Annotated in this window: 14 protein-coding genes and 2 rRNA genes; 7 read left to right on the plus strand and 9 right to left on the minus strand. The window is 56.1% G+C overall.

Translation table 11 applies throughout. From position 1 onward, the window contains the following. Window positions 1–63: 63 nt before the first annotated feature. Window positions 64–2,898 (minus strand): 23S ribosomal RNA (locus tag ACGHUK_RS13375). 266 nt (window positions 2,899–3,164) lie between these two features. Continuing rightward, window positions 3,165–4,675: ribosomal RNA gene (locus ACGHUK_RS13380) — 16S ribosomal RNA — on the minus strand. Together the 16S and 23S rRNA genes form the textbook arrangement of a ribosomal RNA operon. An 817-nt stretch (window positions 4,676–5,492) precedes the next feature. On the opposite strand from ACGHUK_RS13380, the gene nrdD reads away from it, so the two are divergent. Continuing rightward, entirely contained in the window at window positions 5,493–7,664 is a 2,172-nt protein-coding gene (gene nrdD / locus ACGHUK_RS13385; protein WP_005938935.1) for an anaerobic ribonucleoside-triphosphate reductase, read from the plus strand. 158 nt (window positions 7,665–7,822) lie between these two features. Next, window positions 7,823–8,380, plus strand: a complete 558-nt coding sequence (gene nrdG / locus ACGHUK_RS13390) for an anaerobic ribonucleoside-triphosphate reductase activating protein (protein ID WP_005938932.1) — start codon at window positions 7,823–7,825, stop codon at window positions 8,378–8,380. Between the two features lie 76 nt (window positions 8,381–8,456). Here the strand turns inward: nrdG and ACGHUK_RS13395 are convergent, their stop codons facing one another. Beyond that, complete coding sequence (locus ACGHUK_RS13395) at window positions 8,457–10,034, minus strand: RecQ family ATP-dependent DNA helicase (RefSeq protein WP_390574498.1); 1,578 nt, start codon at window positions 10,032–10,034, stop codon at window positions 8,457–8,459. Window positions 10,035–10,284: 250 nt separating this feature from the next. On the opposite strand from ACGHUK_RS13395, the gene ACGHUK_RS13400 reads away from it, so the two are divergent. From ACGHUK_RS13400 to ACGHUK_RS13415, 4 genes are all read left to right on the plus strand, one after another. Next, entirely contained in the window at window positions 10,285–11,313 is a 1,029-nt protein-coding gene (locus ACGHUK_RS13400; RefSeq protein ID WP_390574499.1) for a glycosyltransferase family 2 protein, read from the plus strand. Window positions 11,314–11,584: 271 nt separating this feature from the next. Next, complete coding sequence (locus ACGHUK_RS13405) at window positions 11,585–11,914, plus strand: hypothetical protein (protein WP_390574500.1); 330 nt, start codon at window positions 11,585–11,587, stop codon at window positions 11,912–11,914. 144 nt (window positions 11,915–12,058) lie between these two features. After that, window positions 12,059–12,310 carry an AbrB/MazE/SpoVT family DNA-binding domain-containing protein gene (locus ACGHUK_RS13410; protein ID WP_005938917.1) on the plus strand — a complete coding sequence of 84 codons (252 nt, stop codon included), beginning with the start codon at window positions 12,059–12,061 and terminating at the stop codon, window positions 12,308–12,310. Window positions 12,311–12,334: 24 nt separating this feature from the next. After that, window positions 12,335–13,264 (plus strand): alpha/beta fold hydrolase, encoded by a 930-nt coding sequence (locus ACGHUK_RS13415; protein ID WP_097774136.1) that lies wholly within the window; start codon window positions 12,335–12,337, stop codon window positions 13,262–13,264. 181 nt (window positions 13,265–13,445) lie between these two features. On the opposite strand, the gene ACGHUK_RS13420 is transcribed toward ACGHUK_RS13415, so the two are convergent. From ACGHUK_RS13420 to ACGHUK_RS13445, 6 genes are all read right to left on the minus strand, one after another. Further along, window positions 13,446–14,936 (minus strand): lipopolysaccharide biosynthesis protein, encoded by a 1,491-nt coding sequence (locus ACGHUK_RS13420; protein WP_337679909.1) that lies wholly within the window; start codon window positions 14,934–14,936, stop codon window positions 13,446–13,448. A 76-nt stretch (window positions 14,937–15,012) separates the two neighbouring features. After that, window positions 15,013–15,567, minus strand: a complete 555-nt coding sequence (locus tag ACGHUK_RS13425; RefSeq protein ID WP_120020678.1) for a M48 family metallopeptidase — start codon at window positions 15,565–15,567, stop codon at window positions 15,013–15,015. 4 nt (window positions 15,568–15,571) lie between these two features. Continuing rightward, window positions 15,572–16,492, minus strand: a complete 921-nt coding sequence (locus tag ACGHUK_RS13430; protein WP_390574501.1) for a DMT family transporter — start codon at window positions 16,490–16,492, stop codon at window positions 15,572–15,574. Then, window positions 16,492–17,025 carry a hypothetical protein gene (locus ACGHUK_RS13435; protein WP_390574502.1) on the minus strand — a complete coding sequence of 178 codons (534 nt, stop codon included), beginning with the start codon at window positions 17,023–17,025 and terminating at the stop codon, window positions 16,492–16,494. The genes ACGHUK_RS13430 and ACGHUK_RS13435 overlap by 1 nt, the downstream gene beginning before the upstream one ends. 188 nt (window positions 17,026–17,213) lie before the next feature. Continuing rightward, on the minus strand, window positions 17,214–18,506 hold the full coding sequence (locus ACGHUK_RS13440) for a glycoside hydrolase family 10 protein (protein WP_390574503.1): 1,293 nt from the start codon (window positions 18,504–18,506) through the stop codon (window positions 17,214–17,216). Further along, entirely contained in the window at window positions 18,503–19,003 is a 501-nt protein-coding gene (locus ACGHUK_RS13445) for a conjugal transfer protein TraD (RefSeq protein ID WP_332376836.1), read from the minus strand. Before ACGHUK_RS13445 ends, ACGHUK_RS13440 begins: the two co-directional genes overlap by 4 nt. A 123-nt stretch (window positions 19,004–19,126) precedes the next feature. On the opposite strand from ACGHUK_RS13445, the gene ACGHUK_RS13450 reads away from it, so the two are divergent. Next, window positions 19,127–19,546 (plus strand): hypothetical protein, encoded by a 420-nt coding sequence (locus tag ACGHUK_RS13450; protein ID WP_390574504.1) that lies wholly within the window; start codon window positions 19,127–19,129, stop codon window positions 19,544–19,546. The last annotated feature ends 5 nt before the right edge of the window (window positions 19,547–19,551 follow it).

Consider the following 19,551-nt stretch of genomic DNA (forward strand, 5'->3'; position numbering starts at 1 on the left):
CCTTCAAAACTGAATAATCACTGCTTACATTTTTTCGTTGACTCTCAGAGTCTCAAGCGAATTGTGGTCAAACCCTCGACCTATTAGTACACGCTTGCTGAATGGATCGCTCCACTTACACATCGTGCCTATCAACCTTGTAGTCTTCAAGGGGTCTTACTTGTTTAAAACAATGGGATATCTTATCTTTGGGTCGGCTTCACGCTTAGATGCTTTCAGCGTTTATCCGATCCGTACATAGTTGCCCAGCTATGCTCTTGGCAGAACAACTGGTGCGCCAGAGGTACGTCCGCTCCGGTCCTCTCGTACTAGGAACAGCTCCCATCAAATATCCTGCGCCCACGACAGATAGGGACCGAACTGTCTCACGACGTTCTGAACCCAGCTCGCGTACCGCTTTAATTGGCGAACAGCCAAACCCTTGGGACCGAATACAGCCCCAGGATGCGATGAGCCGACATCGAGGTGCCAAACCTCCCCGTCGATGTGGACTCTTGGGGGAGATCAGCCTGTTATCCCCAGGGTAACTTTTATCCGTTGAGCGATGGCATTTCCACTCACATACCACCGGATCACTAACTCCAACTTTCGTTACTGCTCGACCCGTCAGTCTCGCAGTTAGGCTCGCTTCTGCGTTTGCACTCTTTTGCTTGATTTCCGTTCAAGCTGAGCGAACCTTTGAACGCCTCCGTTACTCTTTAGGAGGCGACCGCCCCAGTCAAACTGCCCACCTAACAATGTCCCCCGCCTTGATTCAAAGGCGCAGGTTAGAATTCCAATATCGCAAGGATGGTATCCCAACGGCCACTCCACAAGCGCCAAAGCACCTGCTTCCCAGTGTCCCATCTATCCTGTGCATGCAACATCGAAACCCAATATTAGGCTACAGTAAAGCTCCATGGGGTCTTTCCGTCTTGTCGCGGGTAACCGGCATCTTCACCGGTACTACAATTTCGCCGGGCGGGCTGTTGAGACAGTGCCCAAATCATTACGCCTTTCATGCGGGTCAGAACTTACCTGACAAGGAATTTCGCTACCTTAGGACCGTTATAGTTACGGCCGCCGTTCACTGGGGCTTCGATTCAATGCTTGCACATCTCCTCTTAACCTTCCAGCACCGGGCAGGCGTCAGCTCGTATACGTCATCTTTCGATTTAGCACAAACCTGTGTTTTTGGTAAACAGTTGCTTGGGCCGATTCTCTGCGGCTGCATTGCTGCAGCACCCCTTCTCCCGAAGTTACGGGGTCAATTTGCCGAGTTCCTTAACAACCCTTCTCCCGTTGGCCTTAGAATCTTCTTCCTACCTACCTGTGTCGGTTTGCGGTACGGGCACCGCAGAAATTCACACAGCTTTTCTCGCCATCTTCCATCTCAGACTTCGGTACTAACTTCCCTCGATCGCTACCGGAACCAACACCCGGCTCCGAGACTTCATATGTGTCCCTGTGTTTAACTCTTTTGGTGGTGACGGAATCTCTACCGTCTGTGCATCGGCTACGCCGTTAGGCCTCACCTTAGCTCCCGACTAACCTGGAGCGGACGAACCTTCCTCCAGAAACCTGAGGCTTTCGGCCATGCAGATTCTCACTGCATTCGCGCTACTCATTCCGGCATTCTCACTTCTATACACTCCACAGCCGCTTGCGCTACTGTTTCACCGCGTATACAACGCTCCCCTACCCAGCATGTAAACATGCTGCCTAAGCTTCGGTGTCAGGTTTAGCCCCGTTAAATTCTCCGCGCAAAGACGCTCGACCAGTGAGCTATTACGCACTCTTTGAATGAGTGGCTGCTTCTGAGCCAACATCCTGGTTGTCTACGTATCTTCACATCGTTTTCCACTTAACCTGACTTTGGGACCTTAGCTGTAGATCTGGGCTGTTTCCCTTTTGACAATGACATTTATCTGACACTGTCTGACTCCCAAGCATCAATACTCTGGCATTCTGAGTTTGATAAGCTTCGCTAACCTCTCGGCCGCTAGGCTATTCAGTGCTTTACCTCCAGGTATCTAACTTGAGGCTAGTCCTAAAACTATTTCGGGGAGAACCAGCTATCTCCGGGTTCGATTGGAATTTCTCCGCTACCCACAGTTCATCCGCCGCCTTTTCAACGGAGGTCGGTTCGGTCCTCCATGGAATTTTACTTCCACTTCAACCTGACCATGGGTAGGTCACCCGGTTTCGGGCCCATTATATGCAACTTAACGCCCTTTTCAAACTCGCTTTCGCTTCGGCTCCAGACCTTAAGTCCTTAACCTTGCTGCATACAATCGCTCGCCGGACCGTTCTACAAAAAGTACCCTATCACGCTTTGACGCGCTCTAGGTGCTTGTAGGCACAGGGTTTCAGGTTCTTTTTCACTCCCCTCCCGGGGTGCTTTTCACCTTTCCTTCACAGTACTATACGCTATCGGTCACTGGGTAGTATTTAGGGTTGGAGGGTGGTCCCCCCGTATTCCGACCAGGTTTCACGTGTCTGGCCGTACTCTGGAATTCGCTCGGCTCTTGTCGTTTTCACCTACGTGGTTCTCACACTCTCTGACCGGCCTTCCCATGCCGTTCGGTTAACAACTTAAGTCCTAAATGCGCTCCGTACCCCGAAAGTATTTCTACTCTCGGTTTGCCCTCTTCCGCGTTCGCTCGCCACTACTTACGGAATCTCGTTTGATGTCTCTTCCTCGCCCTACTTAGATGTTTCAGTTCAGGCGGTTCCCTCGATATACCTATTTTAAAGTTCAGTATAACGTACCTGAGTATGAACCCAGGTGAGTTTCCTCATTCAGAAATCTCCGGATCAATGCTTATTTGCAGCTCCCCGAAGCTTATCGCAGCTTATCACGTCTTTCATCGGCTCCCAGTGCCAAGGCATTCGCCCTGCGCCCTTGTTCGCTTGACCTTTCAAACGTTCTCTTGGAACATTTGGTATCCTCTTGATTCTCTCTTGCCAACGAAGATTATTGTTACCCTTCCTTTTGAAATTGTAATATTTCTTAAAAAAGAACTTACTATAATCTTTGTTTCGCAGTTATTATTCAGTTTTCAAGGTACGTCTTTGAGTTCCCTTTTCAGGGCCCTCAAAATCGAACAATATCTACTCTGCTTGTTTGTTACCTGTCCGAAAGATCTCCATCTTCGATGTCGCTCTTTCGCCTGACTCCTTAGAAAGGAGGTGATCCAGCCGCAGGTTCTCCTACGGCTACCTTGTTACGACTTCACCCCAATCACCAGTTTTACCTTCGGCGGCGTCCTCCTTGCGGTTAGACTACCGACTTCGGGTCCCCCCGGCTCTCATGGTGTGACGGGCGGTGTGTACAAGGCCCGGGAACGTATTCACCGTGGCATGCTGATCCACGATTACTAGCAATTCCGACTTCGTGCAGGCGAGTTGCAGCCTGCAGTCCGAACTGGGACGTTGTTTCTGAGTTTTGCTCCACCTCGCGGTCTTGCTTCTCTTTGTTTAACGCCATTGTAGTACGTGTGTAGCCCAAGTCATAAAGGGCATGATGATTTGACGTCATCCCCACCTTCCTCCGTTTTGTCAACGGCAGTCTGGCCAGAGTCCTCTTGCGTAGTAACTGACCATAAGGGTTGCGCTCGTTGCGGGACTTAACCCAACATCTCACGACACGAGCTGACGACAACCATGCACCACCTGTCTCCTTGCTCCGAAGAGATTACATATTTCTATGTCTGTCAAGGGATGTCAAGACTTGGTAAGGTTCTTCGCGTTGCGTCGAATTAAACCACATACTCCACTGCTTGTGCGGGCCCCCGTCAATTCCTTTGAGTTTCAACCTTGCGGTCGTACTCCCCAGGTGGATTACTTATTGTGTTAACTGCGGCACTGAAGGGGTCAATCCTCCAACACCTAGTAATCATCGTTTACGGTGTGGACTACCAGGGTATCTAATCCTGTTTGCTACCCACACTTTCGAGCCTCAGCGTCAGTTGGTGCCCAGTAGGCCGCCTTCGCCACTGGTGTTCCTCCCGATATCTACGCATTCCACCGCTACACCGGGAATTCCGCCTACCTCTGCACTACTCAAGAAAAACAGTTTTGAAAGCAGTTTATGGGTTGAGCCCATAGATTTCACTTCCAACTTGTCTTCCCGCCTGCGCTCCCTTTACACCCAGTAATTCCGGACAACGCTTGTGACCTACGTTTTACCGCGGCTGCTGGCACGTAGTTAGCCGTCACTTCCTTGTTGGGTACCGTCATTATCTTCCCCAACAACAGGAGTTTACAATCCGAAGACCTTCTTCCTCCACGCGGCGTCGCTGCATCAGGGTTTCCCCCATTGTGCAATATTCCCCACTGCTGCCTCCCGTAGGAGTCTGGGCCGTGTCTCAGTCCCAATGTGGCCGTTCAACCTCTCAGTCCGGCTACCGATCGTCGCCTTGGTGGGCCGTTACCTCACCAACTAGCTAATCGGACGCGAGGCCATCTCAAAGCGGATTACTCCTTTTCCCTCTGTGCCATGCGGCACCGTGGGCTTATGCGGTATTAGCAGTCGTTTCCAACTGTTGTCCCCCTCTTTGAGGCAGATTCCTCACGCGTTACTCACCCGTTCGCCACTCGCTCGAGAAAGCAAGCTCTCTCTCGCTCGTTCGACTTGCATGTGTTAGGCGCGCCGCCAGCGTTCGTCCTGAGCCAGGATCAAACTCTTTATAAATGATATTTATCACTTAAAAGTGTTAAATCTTGTTCGCTCAGCACGCAATCGCTTGCGTCCTGTGTGAATTACTTTTGGAATTGTTTTTAGTGTTTTTCCAAACACTTAAAAGGTTCCTTACAAGTTTTTCGATATTGTTCAATTTTCAAGGTCCTGTGCGCCTCAGCCTTGCGGCTGACGACCTGTTTATTTTACCACCGAGGTGGTTTTTTGTCAAGCCTTATTTTTTAGAAGCTTTTGAACTTTCTGAACTTGGACATCTAAGAAGTTTCTCAGAACAAACTGGAACTTTTCAGCGTCTATTGGTTCTTTTCAAGGGCTTCCTGCTGAGGCTTCGGAAGTCATTCTTTTGCCTCAGCGCTTGGCGCTCAAGTATAATACCACACCCCCCGCCTCCTTGTCAACACTTTTTGACAGATTTTTTCATTCTTTTTTGCGTGCACCCCAAAACAGCAGCAGGCCGCAGGAAAAACTACGCCGCAGTTGCTTTGGTGCAGCTTGGCACGAATGCCCTTTCTCTTTGCTTATATAATGTATTATAAAGCTTTCGCCGTATAATATTTTGCGATATTACACCTCGGAAACAGGTGTGCGTTGTCAAGAGGTCTTGGCTCAGATTTTATCCTGAAAATTATCCATGAATTTTGGCTAAAACTCCAAAACGCAAAATGTAGTGGTATTTTCCTTGACTTGCCACTAGATAGTGATAGAATAGAGCTACATTCAGTTTGTTGGATATCGTGTGCGCAAAACGGGTATCTCTTATTGTAAGAGGTACCCGTTCACACTGTGCTTTATTTGTTAAGGAGGAGAGCCGATGAAGATCATCAAACGCAACGGTGCAGAGGTCCCCTTTGATATCACCAAGATCATCACCGCTGTTACTAAGGCCAGCGATTCTGTGAGCGGCCAGAGCCGTCTGACAAAGGACCAGATCACCCAGATCGCCGCTGCTGTTACCGACCAGTGTCAGGCGCTGAACCGCGCCGTCAGCGTGGAAGAAGTGCAGGATATGGTGGAGAACCAGCTCATGGACATCAAGGCACATGATGTGGCCCGGCACTACATCACCTACCGCTATGTGCAGAGCCTGAAGCGCCAGACCAACACCACCGATGAGCGCATCCTGAGCCTGATCGAGTGCCAGAACGAAGAGGTCAAGCAGGAGAACGCCAATAAGAACCCCACCGTGAACAGCGTGCAGCGCGACTATATGGCCGGTGAGATCTCCAAAGATCTGACCGCCCGTCTGCTGCTGGACCCGGAGATCGTCAAGGCACATCAGGAGGGTCTGATCCACTTCCACGATTCCGACTACTTTGCCCAGCACATGCACAACTGCGATCTGGTGAATCTGGAGGACATGCTGCAGAACGGCACCGTCATTTCCGGCACCTATATTGAAAAGCCTCACAGCTTCTCCACCGCCTGCAACATCGCCACCCAGATCATTGCACAGGTGGCATCCAACCAGTACGGCGGCCAGAGCATCAGCCTGACCCACCTCGCCCCCTTTGTGGATGTCTCCCGCAAAAAGATCGCCGCTGAGGTAGAAGTGGAAATGGCCGGTCTGGACGTTTCTGCCGAGCGCAAGAAGGAGATCGTGGAGCGCCGCCTGCGCAGCGAGATCAACCGCGGTGTGCAGACCATCCAGTATCAGGTGGTCACGCTGATGACCACCAATGGTCAGGCCCCCTTTATCACCGTGTTCATGTATCTGGGTGAGGCGCGCAATCCGCAGGAGAAGGCAGACCTTGCCATCATCATTGAGGAGACTATCCGCCAGCGCTATCAGGGCGTGAAGAACGAGGCCGGTGTGTGGATCACCCCCGCCTTCCCCAAGCTGATCTATGTGCTGGAAGAGGACAACATCCGCCCCGGCACTCCCTACTATTATCTGACCGAGCTGGCCGCAAAGTGCACTGCAAAGCGCATGGTGCCCGACTATATCTCCGAAAAGAAGATGCTGGAGCTCAAGGTGGACAAAAACGGCGAAGGCCACTGCTACACCTGCATGGGCTGCCGCAGCTTCCTGACCCCCTATGTGGACCCCGAGACCGGCAAGCCCAAGTACTACGGCCGGTTCAATCAGGGCGTTGTCACCATCAATCTGGTGGATGTGGCACTCTCCTCCAAGGGCAACTTTGAGAAGTTCTGGAAGATCTTCGACGAGCGTCTGGCCCTGTGCCACCGCGCACTGCAGGCACGGCACAAGCGGCTGCTGGGCACTCCCAGCGATGCCGCTCCCATTCTGTGGCAGTATGGTGCACTGGCCCGCCTGAAAAAGGGAGAAAAGATCGACAAGCTGCTGTTCGGCGGCTACTCCACCATCAGTCTGGGCTATGCCGGTCTGTATGAGTGCGTGAAGTATATGACTGGCAAGAGCCACACCGATGCCGGTGCAAAGCCCTTTGCTCTGAGCGTGATGCAGCACATGAACGACAAGTGCAACGCATGGAAAAAGGCCGAGAACATCGACTACTCCCTCTACGGCACCCCGCTGGAATCCACCACCTACAAGTTCGCCAAGTGCCTGCAGAAGCGGTTTGGCATCGTGCCCGGTATTACCGACAAGAACTATATCACCAACAGCTACCATGTGCATGTGTCGGAGCAGATTGATGCTTTCACCAAGCTGAAGTTTGAATCCGACTTCCAGCGCCTGTCCCCGGGCGGTGCCATCAGCTATGTGGAAGTGCCCAACATGCAGGACAATCTGGAAGCCGTCATAAGTGTGCTGCAGTTCATCTATGACAACATCATGTATGCGGAGCTGAACACCAAGTCGGATTACTGTCAGGTGTGCGGCTATGACGGCGAGATCAAGATCGTGGAGGATGACGGCAAGTTGGTGTGGGAGTGCCCCAAGTGCGGCAACCGCGACCAGAACAAGCTGAACGTTGCCCGCCGCACCTGTGGCTATATCGGCACCCAGTTCTGGAATCAGGGCCGCACGCAGGAGATCAAGGACCGCGTGCTGCATCTATAATTACGATTCAAATGCCCTCCACTCCGTTCTGGGCATAACAGCGGAAAATTTTTTCTATTTCACGTTTGGAGCGGCCTGCGGGCCGCTCCAAACGTATTTTCACCGGAAGGGCCGCAGCGGCAGGCTTCCATTTTTTTGTAAAGTACAGGAATCATATTATGAACTACGCAACCATCAAATACTATGACATTGCCAACGGCCCGGGGGTGCGCACCAGCGTGTTCGTGTCCGGCTGCCGCCACCACTGCCCGGGGTGCTTCAACGCCGTGGCGTGGGACTTTGACTATGGCCAGCCCTTCGACAAACCCACCCGCAACGAGGTGTTTGCATCCTGCCAGCCGGACTATATCGCGGGCCTATCGCTGCTGGGCGGCGAACCCATGGAGCCGGAAAATCAGCGGGAACTGCTGCCCTTCGTGCGCAACTTCAAGGCCTTGTACCCCAACAAAACGGTGTGGTGCTATTCCGGCTACACCTGGGAGCAACTGACCGGCAAAGAGCCAAGTCTTGCCCGGTGTGAAGCCACCGACGAGCTGCTGAGCCTGCTGGATGTGCTGGTGGACGGCGAGTTCGTGCAGGCAAAGCACGATATCTCCCTGCGGTTCCGCGGCAGCAGCAACCAGCGTCTTCTGGATGTGAAAAAGACCCTTGCCGCCGGTCAGCCCGTGTGGTGGGAGGACGAAAAGGTATTCGCCACCCATACCATGGAAAAATAAACATAACAGAAAAGAGCGTCCGGTTTTCCACTTCCTGAACGGAACGTGTGGAAAACTGGACGCTTTCTTTTTTGTTTTACTCTCTGCTGCCCACGGCATCCTCGATGATGCGCAGGAAGGCATTGCCGTAGCGGGCGGCTTTCTTCTCGCCCACACCGCTGATATTCAGCAGTTCATCGGTGCTCAGCGGCTTCTTCTCCACCATTTCCCGCAGGGTGGCATCGCTGAACACCATAAAGGCCGGGATATTCTGCTTTCCGGCCAGCCGCTTGCGCTGAGCATAGAGGGCATTCAGCAGCTTTTCGTCAAACTCGCTCAGCTCGCCTGCCACCGCCTTTGTGCGGCGCGGCTTCTCGGTCAGGCGGCGGGCATTATCCGCCGCGCGCCGCCGGGAATACTCCACCTGCAGCTGCGCTTCCTGCTCTGCGGCCAGACAGCAGGAGCAGTTGCCGCATTTCTTTGGTGCAGCTTCGCCGAAGTAATGCAGCAGAAATCCCCGCAGACAGTCCTGCGTGGTGGAATAGAATGTCATGTACTTGAGCCGCTCCTCGGCCTTGCGGGCAGCTTCGGCTTTCACATCGGCGGGCAGGCCGTTGTCTGCCTCCATCTCCTTTTCAATAAAGAACCGGATGGTGCGCACATCGGTGCCGGAATAGAGCAGCGTGCACCGGGCGGGCTGTCCATCGCGGCCTGCACGGCCTGCTTCCTGATAATAACTTTCCAGATCCTTGGGCATATTGTAGTGGATCACGAACCGCACGTTGGGCTTGTCGATGCCCATGCCGAAGGCGTTGGTCGCCACCATGATCTGCACCCGGTCATAGAGGAAATCGTCCTGATTCTTCCGCCGGGTATCCGCGTCCAGCTTGGCATGGTAGGCCGCAGCCCGGATACCGCGGCTCTGCAGCAGGCGGGCAGTCTCATCCACCTGCTTTGTGGTGCTGCAGTAGACGATGCCCGCGTTGTCACCCTCTTTCAGCACAAGATCCAGCAGCTCCTTCGGCTTCTGGCTGGGCAGGGCGCGCCGGGTCTCGAAATAGAGGTTGGGCCGGTCAAAGCTGGTGGTCACCTCGTAGGGCTTCTGCAAGGCCAGCTGTTCCCGGATGTCGTCCCGCACATGGGCGGTGGCCGTGGCCGTGAATGCGCCCACCACCGGACGGCTGGGCAGGCTGTCCACAAAGGCTTTGATGCGCAGGTAGCTGGGTCGGAAGTCCTGTCCCCACTGGCTGATGCAATGGGCCTCGTCCACCGTCACCATGCTGATCTCCCGCTCCTGTGCAAACCGCTGGAAGCCCGGCATTTCCAGCCGCTCCGGTGCCACATAGATGATCTTGTACCAGCCCTCCCGAGCGCGGCGCAGCATCAGGGCCTTCTGGTTATCGTTCAGGCTGTTGTTCAGAAACGCCGCCGCCACGCCCGCCTGTACCAGTGCCCCCACCTGATCCTTCATCAGGCTGACCAGCGGCGACACCACGATGGTGATGCCCGGCAAAAGCAGCGCCGGCACCTGATAGCAGATGGATTTACCCGCACCGGTGGGCATCACCGCCAGTACATCCTGCCCGGCAAGCAGCCGCCGGACGATGTCCTCCTGCCCCGGGCGGAAACTGTCGTAGCCGAATACCTTTTTTAAGATCGAGTGCGGGTTTTCCATGGGTCCCTCCGTATCATAGAATAGGTTTTTTTCTGCGCAATGTCTTCAAAACCATATCAGTATACCACAAAAGCCGGGCTTTTGCGCAGGTGCAGAGCCGTTTTTTCGGCAAAAAGCACGAAATGTCAAAGGTAATTTTTTTGCAAATGATAGCTTTTCAGGCGCGAAAATGATATAATAGGAGCACATAACTCCATGTCCGGCGTTTTTTTGTGCGCCGACTGTTGATAGAAAAAGGAGCAATCATCTTATGCAGCAGAAACTCATCACCTTTGCCGTTCCGTGCTACAACTCGGCGGCATATATGCGCCATTGCGTCGAGACCCTGCTTTCTGCCGGAGAGCAGGCCGAGATCATCCTTGTGGACGACGGTTCCGTGAAGGACGATACCCCCGCCATCTGCGACGAGTACGCCGCCAAATATCCCACCATCGTCAAGGCCATCCATCAGGAGAACGGCGGCCACGGTGAGGGCGTCAATCAGGGCATCCGCAACGCCACCGGCCTGTACTATAAGGTAGTGGACAGCGATGACTGGCTGGACACCGATGCCCTGAAAAAGGTTCTGGCCCGCCTGACCACTCTGGTGGCCCGCGGCACCGCGCCGGACATGATGATCTGCAACTATGTGTACGAGCATGTGGAGGACAGCACCACCCTGACCGTGCGCTACACCAACGTGTTCCCCCAGAACCGCCTGTTCAACTGGACCCATGTGGGCCACTTCCGCCCGGATCAGAACATCCTGATGCACTCGGTGATGTACCGCACCGAGGTGCTGCGCAAGTGCGGCATGGTGCTGCCCAAGCACACCTTCTATGTGGACAACATTTTTGTCTACCAGCCCCTGCCCTATGTCAAGAGCATGTACTACATGGATCTGGATCTGTACCGCTACTTCATTGGCCGTGCCGACCAGAGCGTGAACGAGAGCATCATGGTCAAGCGGGTGGATCAGCAGCTGCGGGTCACCCGGCACATGATCGACTGTCAGAATCTGGATGAGCTGAAGGATCAGAAACGTCTGCACGCTTACATGGTGCACTATCTGTCCGTGATGATGGCCGTAAGCGACATCTTCCTGCTGCTGGACGGCAGCGACGAGGCAAAGGCCAAGCGCACCGGGCTGTGGCAGTACCTCAAGGGCCACGTAAGCACCGGTGTTTACCGTGCCGTGCGCTACAATCTGGGCGGTCTGACCGACCTGAAGTTCCCCGGCGGCGACAAGCTCACTCTGGGCGTGTACCGCCAGCTGCGCAAGGTCTTCAAGTTCAACTGATTGTTTGAAATTTACTCCTTCCGTCATGTCTTACGCCGTGCCAGCTCCCTCAAAGAGGGAGCCTTTGGCAGAATGGAACACCTCTCCTTCTCGCCAGAGCCTCCCTCCGTGAGAAAGACTCCCCCGGCCGGGGGAGGTGGCACGAAAGTGCCAGAAGGGGAATGGGTGGCATCGCGCAGCGATGACGGAAGGAGTTTCTTTTATTTGCCCGACCGGAGCTCTTTGCCGGGGCTCCATATTCCGGTTGCTTTTTGTCTGGGCGGATAGTATATTGGACGTATATGCGTTTTTTCTGGCTGCGCTGCGTTCTCCCTTTTCGTTCTTCCCTTTCGCTGATCGCGCGGCCCGCTGCAGTGATGATATCCAGAAGTACCTCGGCATCACCCTGCTGCCGCAGGCCGGTGTGGCACTGGGCATGGCTGCCACAGCCGCCCAGCTCTCGGACGGCCACATGGTGCGCAGCGTGGTGCTGTTCTCGGTGCTGGTGTATGAGCTGGCAGGCCCCACGCTGACCAAGATCGCACTGACTGCCGCTGGAGAGATCCGTCCCGAGGGACGCACCAGCGCCCGTGTGGAGAACAAGCCGGAAGAAGTTGCATAAAAGGTTGTTTTTTGTCGAAATGTCACGCAATCATTGACGAACCCTGTTATTTTTTGTATACTGAGCATAGCGCCACTGGAACAATTTTCCTATTGTGTCACAGACTGGCTATCACAGGAAAAGGATAAAGGAGAATGGTATACTATGAAAAGTACCGGCATCGTCCGCGGCATCGACGCGCTGGGCCGCATCGTTCTGCCCAAGGAGCTGCGCACCAGTATGCATCTGGACACTGACACCAAACTGGAGATCTTTGTGGATGGCGACTCCATCGTGCTCAAAAAGCATCGGCCCGCCGGCAGCTGCGATTTCTGCGGCGAGGTGGACGAGTCTTCGGTGCAGTTTGCGGGCTACTGCATCTGCCCGGCCTGCCGCCGCAAGATCGGTGCACTGTAAAACACACAAAAAGGAGGCTCTGCTATGAGCCAGATGATCGATTTCACCGTCCCGTCCACTGTGCCGGGGCGGACTTTGCATGCCTTCCGCTGTGTGCCGGAGGGTGAAGTAAAGGCGGTTCTGCAGTTGTCCCACGGCATGGTGGAATTTATTGACCGCTACAAGCCGCTGGCGGAATATCTGGCCGGGCGGGGCATTCTTGTTACCGGCCACGACCATTTGGGCCACGGCGGCTCCATCCGCACCAAAGCGGACTACGGCTACTTTGCCGAGCCGGACGGCAACCGCGCCGTTCTGGCCGACCTGCACGCCATGACCGTGCGCACCAAAGAGCTGTACCCGGGGGTACCCTATTTCCTGCTGGGCCACAGCATGGGTTCGTTCTATGCCCGGCAGTATTTGTGCGAATACGGCCATGAGCTGGACGGAGCCATCATCATGGGCACCGGCTTCCAGCCCAAGGCACTGGTGCAGTTTGCCAAGACCCTCTGCCGGGTGCTGGCGGTCTTTCATGGCTGGCAGTACCGCAGCAAGTTCGTGGCCAACATGTCCTTTATGGGCTACAACAAAGGGCTGGAGGGCCGTACCACCCACGACTGGCTCAACCGCGATCAGGCCGAGGTGGACAAATATCTGGCCGACGAACGCTGCACCTTTACCTTTACGCTGAACGCCTACTACAGCATGTTCAGCGGCATCCTGCGCCTGCACGACCCGGCGTTCCTTGCAAAGATGCCCAAAGGCCTGCCGCTGCTGTTCTTGGCTGGCGATGCCGACCCGGTGGGCGAACAGGGCAAGGGCGTGCAGCGCGCCATCCAGAGCCTGAAAGATGCCGGTGTGCAGAACATTGAGTGCAAGCTGTACCCCGGTGCCCGGCATGAACTGCTGGTGGAAACGAACCATCAGGAAGTGTTTGAAGATATCGGCAGCTGGCTGGAAAAGCACCTGGCCTGATCTGCCGCATCCGTTTTACCGTCATTCTGAGGAATGGCGGTACTTTTTGCCCTAATGGCTGGCGGCGCTTTTGCCAGCCTGACCGGCAAAAATGCCCGGCACTGAAAGTTTTCCCGATTGCTGAAAAAGTCCCCGGAACCAGCGTTCCGGGGACTTTCTGCGTTTATTTTCAGTTATGCTGTTATGCTTTCTTGGGTGCGATCCAGCCGTCGATCACATTTACCAGCGCCTTGCCGCGGCGGCCCAGAAGCTTGGGCAGCAGGACACGGGCCATGGCCCACACACCGGCAAAGTTGTACAGGATGATCAGCGCCGTGATGATGCCGGTCCACAGGCCGTAGAGCGGCGTTTCGGCCAGCAGCACAAAGGCTTCGATCACCAGCGCGGCGGCGTTCACCAGCACGCGGCCCGGATGTACCTGCATCCCGATCATGCGGTGGGCATCGATGGCACGCAGGGTGAACACCAGCGCAAGGCCAAGGAAGGACGCATAGGTAGCGCCCACAGGCCCCCACCACTTGATGAAGAAGTAGTTCATGATGCAGTTGCTCACAGCACCCGCCATCATGGTGATCATGCTGCGGGCGGACTTTTTATTCACCACATACACGCTGTTCATGAACTGGTTGAAGCAGCTGCAGGTGGAAGCCAGCACAAGGAACGGCACAAAGTGCCATGCGTAGTAGTAGTTGGACTTCATAATGTGCATCACCGGACGGCACAGCCAGATGATGCCGGCGGCACAGCAGAACAGCACACTGGAATAGGTGCGGAAAATTTTGGTAAAGAACTTTGCGCGGCCCTCTTCCTCGGTCACAGCGGAAAGCTGCCATGCATCGTAGAAGATCAAGCCCAGCGTAGTAAGGATGGTGGGCAGGAAATAGCCGGTGGAAAGCAGGCCGCTCCATGCATTGCCGTCGCGGCCGTCCAGACCGTTACACATCTCACGCACAAAGAACAGATCGGATGCGTTGATGATCCAGAAGCTGATCTGTGCCGGGATCATGGGCAGCGAGAAGCGCAGCATCTGCTTCCACAGATCCTTGTTGATGCCCTTCAGCTCCACATAGTTCCACAGCTTGCCGGTGAACATCAGGAACAGCACACTGGAAAGGTCGCCGCTGATGATGGCCAGCAGGTAGCCGTTGGCACCCCACTTGAAGCCCACCAGATACAGCACGTAGAAAGCCATGGTGGCCACGGTGCACAGCACGCCGTCCACGGCCACCAGCTTGTTCCACTGGCGGCTGCGCACGAACTGGGTGCACAGGGTGCGCAGGCAGCTCATGAGCACATAGATGTAAATGAGCAGGCCGTACTGTGCCATATCGGGCAGGAACTGCGCAATGGGCCAGCACAGCACCAGAATGCCAAAGCCGCCCAGAATGGTCAGCAGGCCGTTGGTGAACACCTGTTTTTCGCTGTTGCCCTTGTCCAGACCAAAGCGGATGATGGCGTTGGACATGCCCATGGACACGAACGGGATGAGCAGGTTCGCGTACTGGCTCAGGATCTTGGAAAGGCCCAGATCGGAGATCTCCGCCATTGCATAGGTAAGGAACGGCTGGACGATCAGGGTGAGCAGCTTTGACGAAAAGCTGGAAATTGCAAAGATCAATGTGTTGCCGGCAAGCTTTGAATATTTATCGCCGGACTTTTTTTCGTTTTCCAAGGGAACTTCCCTCCTGTTTTACAATTCGGATGCGGGCCGGTCTGTGACCGCCCGCATCCGCTTTCCCACTATTTAGTCACTTTAAAAGCGCCCGCCGGGCTTTCCAGTCCGGCAGCAGCTTTGCCACCTCGGCCCAGAAGGCCGGGCTGTGGTTGGGCTGCAAAAAGTGGCAGTACTCATGCACTACCACATAGATCTGCGCCGCCGGGGGCATATGATACAGCTGCAAAGCAAAGGTGATCTGCCGTTTTGCCATAAAGCACACGCCCCACCGGCTGGTCATGCTGCGCACCTTGATGACGGGCTTGTGCCCGCCCAGCACTCCGGCAAAGGCCGGGTAGACCTTATCGCTCATGGCCGTAAAATAGGCCAGCGCTGTTTCCTTATCCGGCAGAGGCCGCGCTTCCTGCGCTGCGCGCCGCATGGCACGTTCCCGGGCCTGCTGCACCCAGTCGGCGCGTGCGGCCACAAAGCGGTCTGCCGCATCTGCACTTGTCCGCAGGGGGATGCTCACCGCCACGGTGCCATCCTCCCGCACACGGATGTTCAGGTTCTTGACCCGTTTGCGGGTCAGCTCGTATTGGATGCCGCCTGCCGTGCGCAGCTGTGTCTCCTGCTTTCTGCCCGCCATGAGGTCAGGTAGTCTTTTTTGCCCGGTGCAACATTTCCAGCGGCAGCTGGGCCAGCACCACAGCAGCAAAGATCAGCACGCAGCCAAAGACTTCCCGGGCAGAAAGGTTCTGGTGCAGCAGCATCCAGCCGCCCAGCGCACTGAACACGCTTTCCAGACACATGATCAGGCTGGCAATGGCAGGGTTCAGATCTCGCTGGCCCAGGATCTGCAGGGTGTAGGCCACGCCGCTGGACATGATGCCGCAGTAGAGGATCGGCAGCGCATTCTCCGCGAACTGCGCTGCGGAAGGTGTCTCGAACAGCAGAGCCGCAACGGTGCTTTCCACCGACACCACCAGAAACTCGGCAAGGCTCAGCCGCACGCCGTCCACCTGCGGGGAAAAGTGGTCCACCGCAATGATCTGGAAGCTGAACAGCACTGCGCAGCTCAGCAGGAGCCAGTCGCTGGACTCGATGCTGCCAAAGCCGTTTTTCATGCACAGCAGGTACAGGCCCAGCACGGCTACCACCATGCTCACCCACAGCTGCGCACTGCCCTTCCGGCCCAGAAACAGGCCGAACACCGGCACCAGCACCACGTACATGGCGGTCAGGAAGCCAGCCTTTGCCGTGGACGGATTGATGGTAATGCCGATCTGCTGTGCAGCGGAAGCAGCAAACAGAAGGGTGCCGCACACAAAGCCTGCCGCCAGCAGCTTTTTCTTCTCGGCAGCAGTTTTGGGCTTTGCATCGGTGCCGCTTTTGCGGCGGATGGCATCAAACACCATCACCGTGGGGATCAGCACCAGTACAGCCAGCCAGCTGCGCCCGGCCAGAAAGCTGTAGGCTCCCATGCCGGAACCGGCGCTCTGGGCCACAAAGGCTGTGCCCCAAATAAGGGAGCACAGCAGCAAAAGCAGAGAGTTCTTGGTTTGTGTGCTCATCAGCCAATTCCCTCCACCTTCAGCAGGCCGTACAGGTAGTACTTGCTGGAGTCATAGGAGATGGTCACACGGTACTGCGCCGCCGGGTCCAGCCCGGAGATGGTGCAGCGGTAGTCGGTGCCGTCGGTATGGATATAATAGGTGCTGTCGGCTACATACTCTGCGCCGCCGTCCACCTTTTTCCACACGGCCACCTTGAACCGCTGGGTGCCCTCAGCCGTGCCGCAGCCCATAATGCTCAGCGTGCCGGAGGGCACGGTAAAGTAGCTGGTCTGGCGGCTCCAGATGCCGTTGAACACTGCATACAGGCAGCCATCCGCCGTGGCCGTGGCAAACTTGGCCGAGGAGTCTGCAATGCCCTGAATGATCAGCGGATCACTGGTCTGGTCGGCCCAGCGGGTAGTGTCCTCTTCCTGCACTTCGTCTGAAGTGCCCGATGCCTTGTGCACGATGCTCTTCAGGGTGTCCTTGCAGCCGATCAGGCCCACTGCAAGCACCAGCGCCATCAGCAGCACAACGATCCTTTTTTTCATCTTCATACGTTTCCTCACGAAGCAATGCGCTTCTCTTTGTTTTTCATCCCTCCGCCCTGTTCTTGTACAGAGCAGATACAGATATAGTATACCGCATTTTTCGGCGCTGTACAAGACATTTGTCCTGTGCCGTACTGCAAGAAAAGCCCCGCCGGGGCTTTTCTTTTTGTGCGGTTTGCCGCCTGATTTTACGTTTCTTTGCCAGTGACCGCCCGCAGGGCAGCACACTCGGCAGCGGTCTGCTCCGGCGCACCTGTACCAAACAGACTGCCGTACCGGTACAGCGCCCAGCCGCCCGCGTTCTGGCTGCGCAGGTCCTGCACCTGCCGGGCCAGCACATCGCCGGTGCTCCAGCCGCTTACGCTGTCCGGGTTCGCGCCGCCGTCACCGGTGCCCACGCGGTACGCGCCCAAGCCAAAATAGAGCGCCACGCCCTCTGCGCGCGGGTACGCCAGCCACGCGGGCACGATGTTCTCAAAGGCAAAGCGGGTGCTGCCGCTCTGCAACGTGTAGCCATAGCCCCAGTAGATCTGCGGGCAGAGATAATCCACCGCCTGTTCTTCCCCGCCCGCAGCCAGCCACGCCGTTACATCGCTGTACTGGCTGTTGAGGTCGTTGTCGGGATTCCCCTGCGGACTGATGCCAAAGCGCAGCGTCGGGTCTGCAGTCTTCACCGTGTCGTGCACCTTCTTGACCAGAGCAGTCACGTTCTGCCGCCGCCATGCTGCAAGGTCTGCCGCACCGCTGGCCGCAAACTGCGCCGCATCGATGCTTTCTTCGGTCGTAGGGTAAAAATAATCGTCAAAGTGGATGCCGTCCACCGCGTAGTTCTGCAAAAGCTCGGCCACGCCCTGCACCACATAGTCCGCCGCTGCAGGCTCGGCCGGGTTCAGATACAGCCCGTCGCCCACTGCACACACCCATTCCGGGTGGGTGTTGGCAAGGTTGTTCTCTGCCAGATTCGGCGGCATGGCTGCAGAGGACCGCAGCCGGTAGGGATTCAGCCACGCTTCCACCGAAAGGCCGCGCCCGTGGGCCTCCTGCAAAAGGATGTCCAGCGGGTCAAAACCGGGGTCCTGCCCCTGCACGCCGGTGCACAGATGGCTCCACGGGAACAGCTGGCTTTTGTAAAGTGCATCCCCGAAGGGCCGCACCTGCGCAAGCACCGTGTTCAGCCCAAGGCCCGCGCAGTTTTCCAGCATTTGCACGCACCCGGCGCGGAAGCTATCCGCCGAGGAAAAATCCATTGCTGCCCATTCCAGATAGCTCACCCATACGGCCCGCCACTCGCCTGCAGGCAGGGCAGGGTTCTCAACAGGCTGTTTTTCTGCTTTCGTTTTGTCCTGTTTGGAAAACTTTTTTCTGCGCAGCCACAGCCCCGCACCCACACAGGCAGCAGCACCGGCCCCCGCCAGAAAGGTGCGCCGGTTCACACGGCGCGGTTCCGCTTCCGTTTTTTTGGACTTGCGCCGCTGGGTCACAGGGTCTCCTCCTGGGTCTTATACAGCACAAGCGCTGCCCAGCCCCGGGCGCAGGCCAGCAGCACGAACATGATGTTCGTCCAGAAGGCAAGGGCGCTCATGCCCGCATACTTCGTCAGCAGCCAGAACAAAAGGCGCAGCGCTTCCGAGATGCACACCAGCTGCAGCGGGCGCTGAACGGGCCTGCCGTGGCCGTACTCGATGGCAAGCAGGCCCGGCCACACCAGTGCCGAGCACAGGTCGCCCGCCCAGCCGCCTGCAGCCAGCTTGCTGAGCATCAGCAGCACGAACACCAGCGTGTAGCTGCGCTTATCCTTGGCGGGAGCACCCTTCTGTGCGGCCAAAAACAGCACTGCAATGCCGGTGATGCAGAACACGATCAGTTCCAGCCCCGAAAAATCCATGCCGCCCAGCACGGCAAAGCCGCCCAGCATGGACATTGCCGCTGCCGCCAGCAGGAAAAAATACCAGGTCTTGCGTGTAAATTTGAGCTTCATTGTGTTCCTCCCGCCTGCAGCAGTGCGCAGGCTCCTGACAAAATTTTCAAAGAATTAAAAATATTATAGCACAAAAGTATGCGGGTTGTGTTACAATAAGAAAAACTCTTCAGGAGGATCTTCATGAACGCCGCAGTTTCCATTGTCCTGCTTACCGCCGTACTTGGCGTGATCGTTTTTCTTTTGTCCCGGCGCGAGAATACCCGCCGCAGCCAGTACGGCCCCGCCGGCCTTTCGGAGTTCCGCACCGACCTGCCGCTGGACGAGTGCTTCGACCGGCTGGACGAGCACAGGGACACCGACGAGTTCGTGTACGAGTGCCGCCGGGAAAAGGGCGGCGGCTTTCTGCTGCATCTCACCCTGCACCAGCCCACCCAGCAGCCGCTGGACACCCTGTATACCCTCCGGCTGGACCCCGGTCGTCAGACCGTAGTGACCCTGATCTTCATCCGCGAGGCCTTTGGCTACAAGGAGCCGCTGTTCCCGCAGGAAATGCTTGATCGTTTTATGCAGCAGAAGCTGGATGCCCACCGCACCAAATAAAGTTT

The sequence above is a fragment of the Faecalibacterium sp. i25-0019-C1 genome (genome assembly GCF_042854225.1).
Taxonomy (GTDB): Bacteria; Bacillota; Clostridia; order Oscillospirales; family Ruminococcaceae; genus Faecalibacterium; species Faecalibacterium taiwanense.

Bases quoted from the DNA above. Each gene is read 5' to 3' on its own strand.
- ACGHUK_RS13445 (WP_332376836.1), bottom strand. From the start codon at position 19,003: ATGAAGCTCAAATTTACACGCAAGACCTGGTATTTTTTCCTGCTGGCG.
- ACGHUK_RS13400 (WP_390574499.1), top strand. From the start codon at position 10,285: ATGCAGCAGAAACTCATCACCTTTGCCGTTCCGTGCTACAACTCGGCG.
- ACGHUK_RS13410 (WP_005938917.1), top strand. From the start codon at position 12,059: ATGAAAAGTACCGGCATCGTCCGCGGCATCGACGCGCTGGGCCGCATC.
- ACGHUK_RS13395 (WP_390574498.1), bottom strand. From the start codon at position 10,034: ATGGAAAACCCGCACTCGATCTTAAAAAAGGTATTCGGCTACGACAGT.
- ACGHUK_RS13435 (WP_390574502.1), bottom strand. From the start codon at position 17,025: ATGAAAAAAAGGATCGTTGTGCTGCTGATGGCGCTGGTGCTTGCAGTG.
- ACGHUK_RS13425 (WP_120020678.1), bottom strand. From the start codon at position 15,567: ATGGCGGGCAGAAAGCAGGAGACACAGCTGCGCACGGCAGGCGGCATC.
- nrdG (WP_005938932.1), top strand. From the start codon at position 7,823: ATGAACTACGCAACCATCAAATACTATGACATTGCCAACGGCCCGGGG.
- ACGHUK_RS13430 (WP_390574501.1), bottom strand. From the start codon at position 16,492: ATGAGCACACAAACCAAGAACTCTCTGCTTTTGCTGCTGTGCTCCCTT.
- ACGHUK_RS13450 (WP_390574504.1), top strand. From the start codon at position 19,127: ATGAACGCCGCAGTTTCCATTGTCCTGCTTACCGCCGTACTTGGCGTG.
- nrdD (WP_005938935.1), top strand. From the start codon at position 5,493: ATGAAGATCATCAAACGCAACGGTGCAGAGGTCCCCTTTGATATCACC.
- ACGHUK_RS13415 (WP_097774136.1), top strand. From the start codon at position 12,335: ATGAGCCAGATGATCGATTTCACCGTCCCGTCCACTGTGCCGGGGCGG.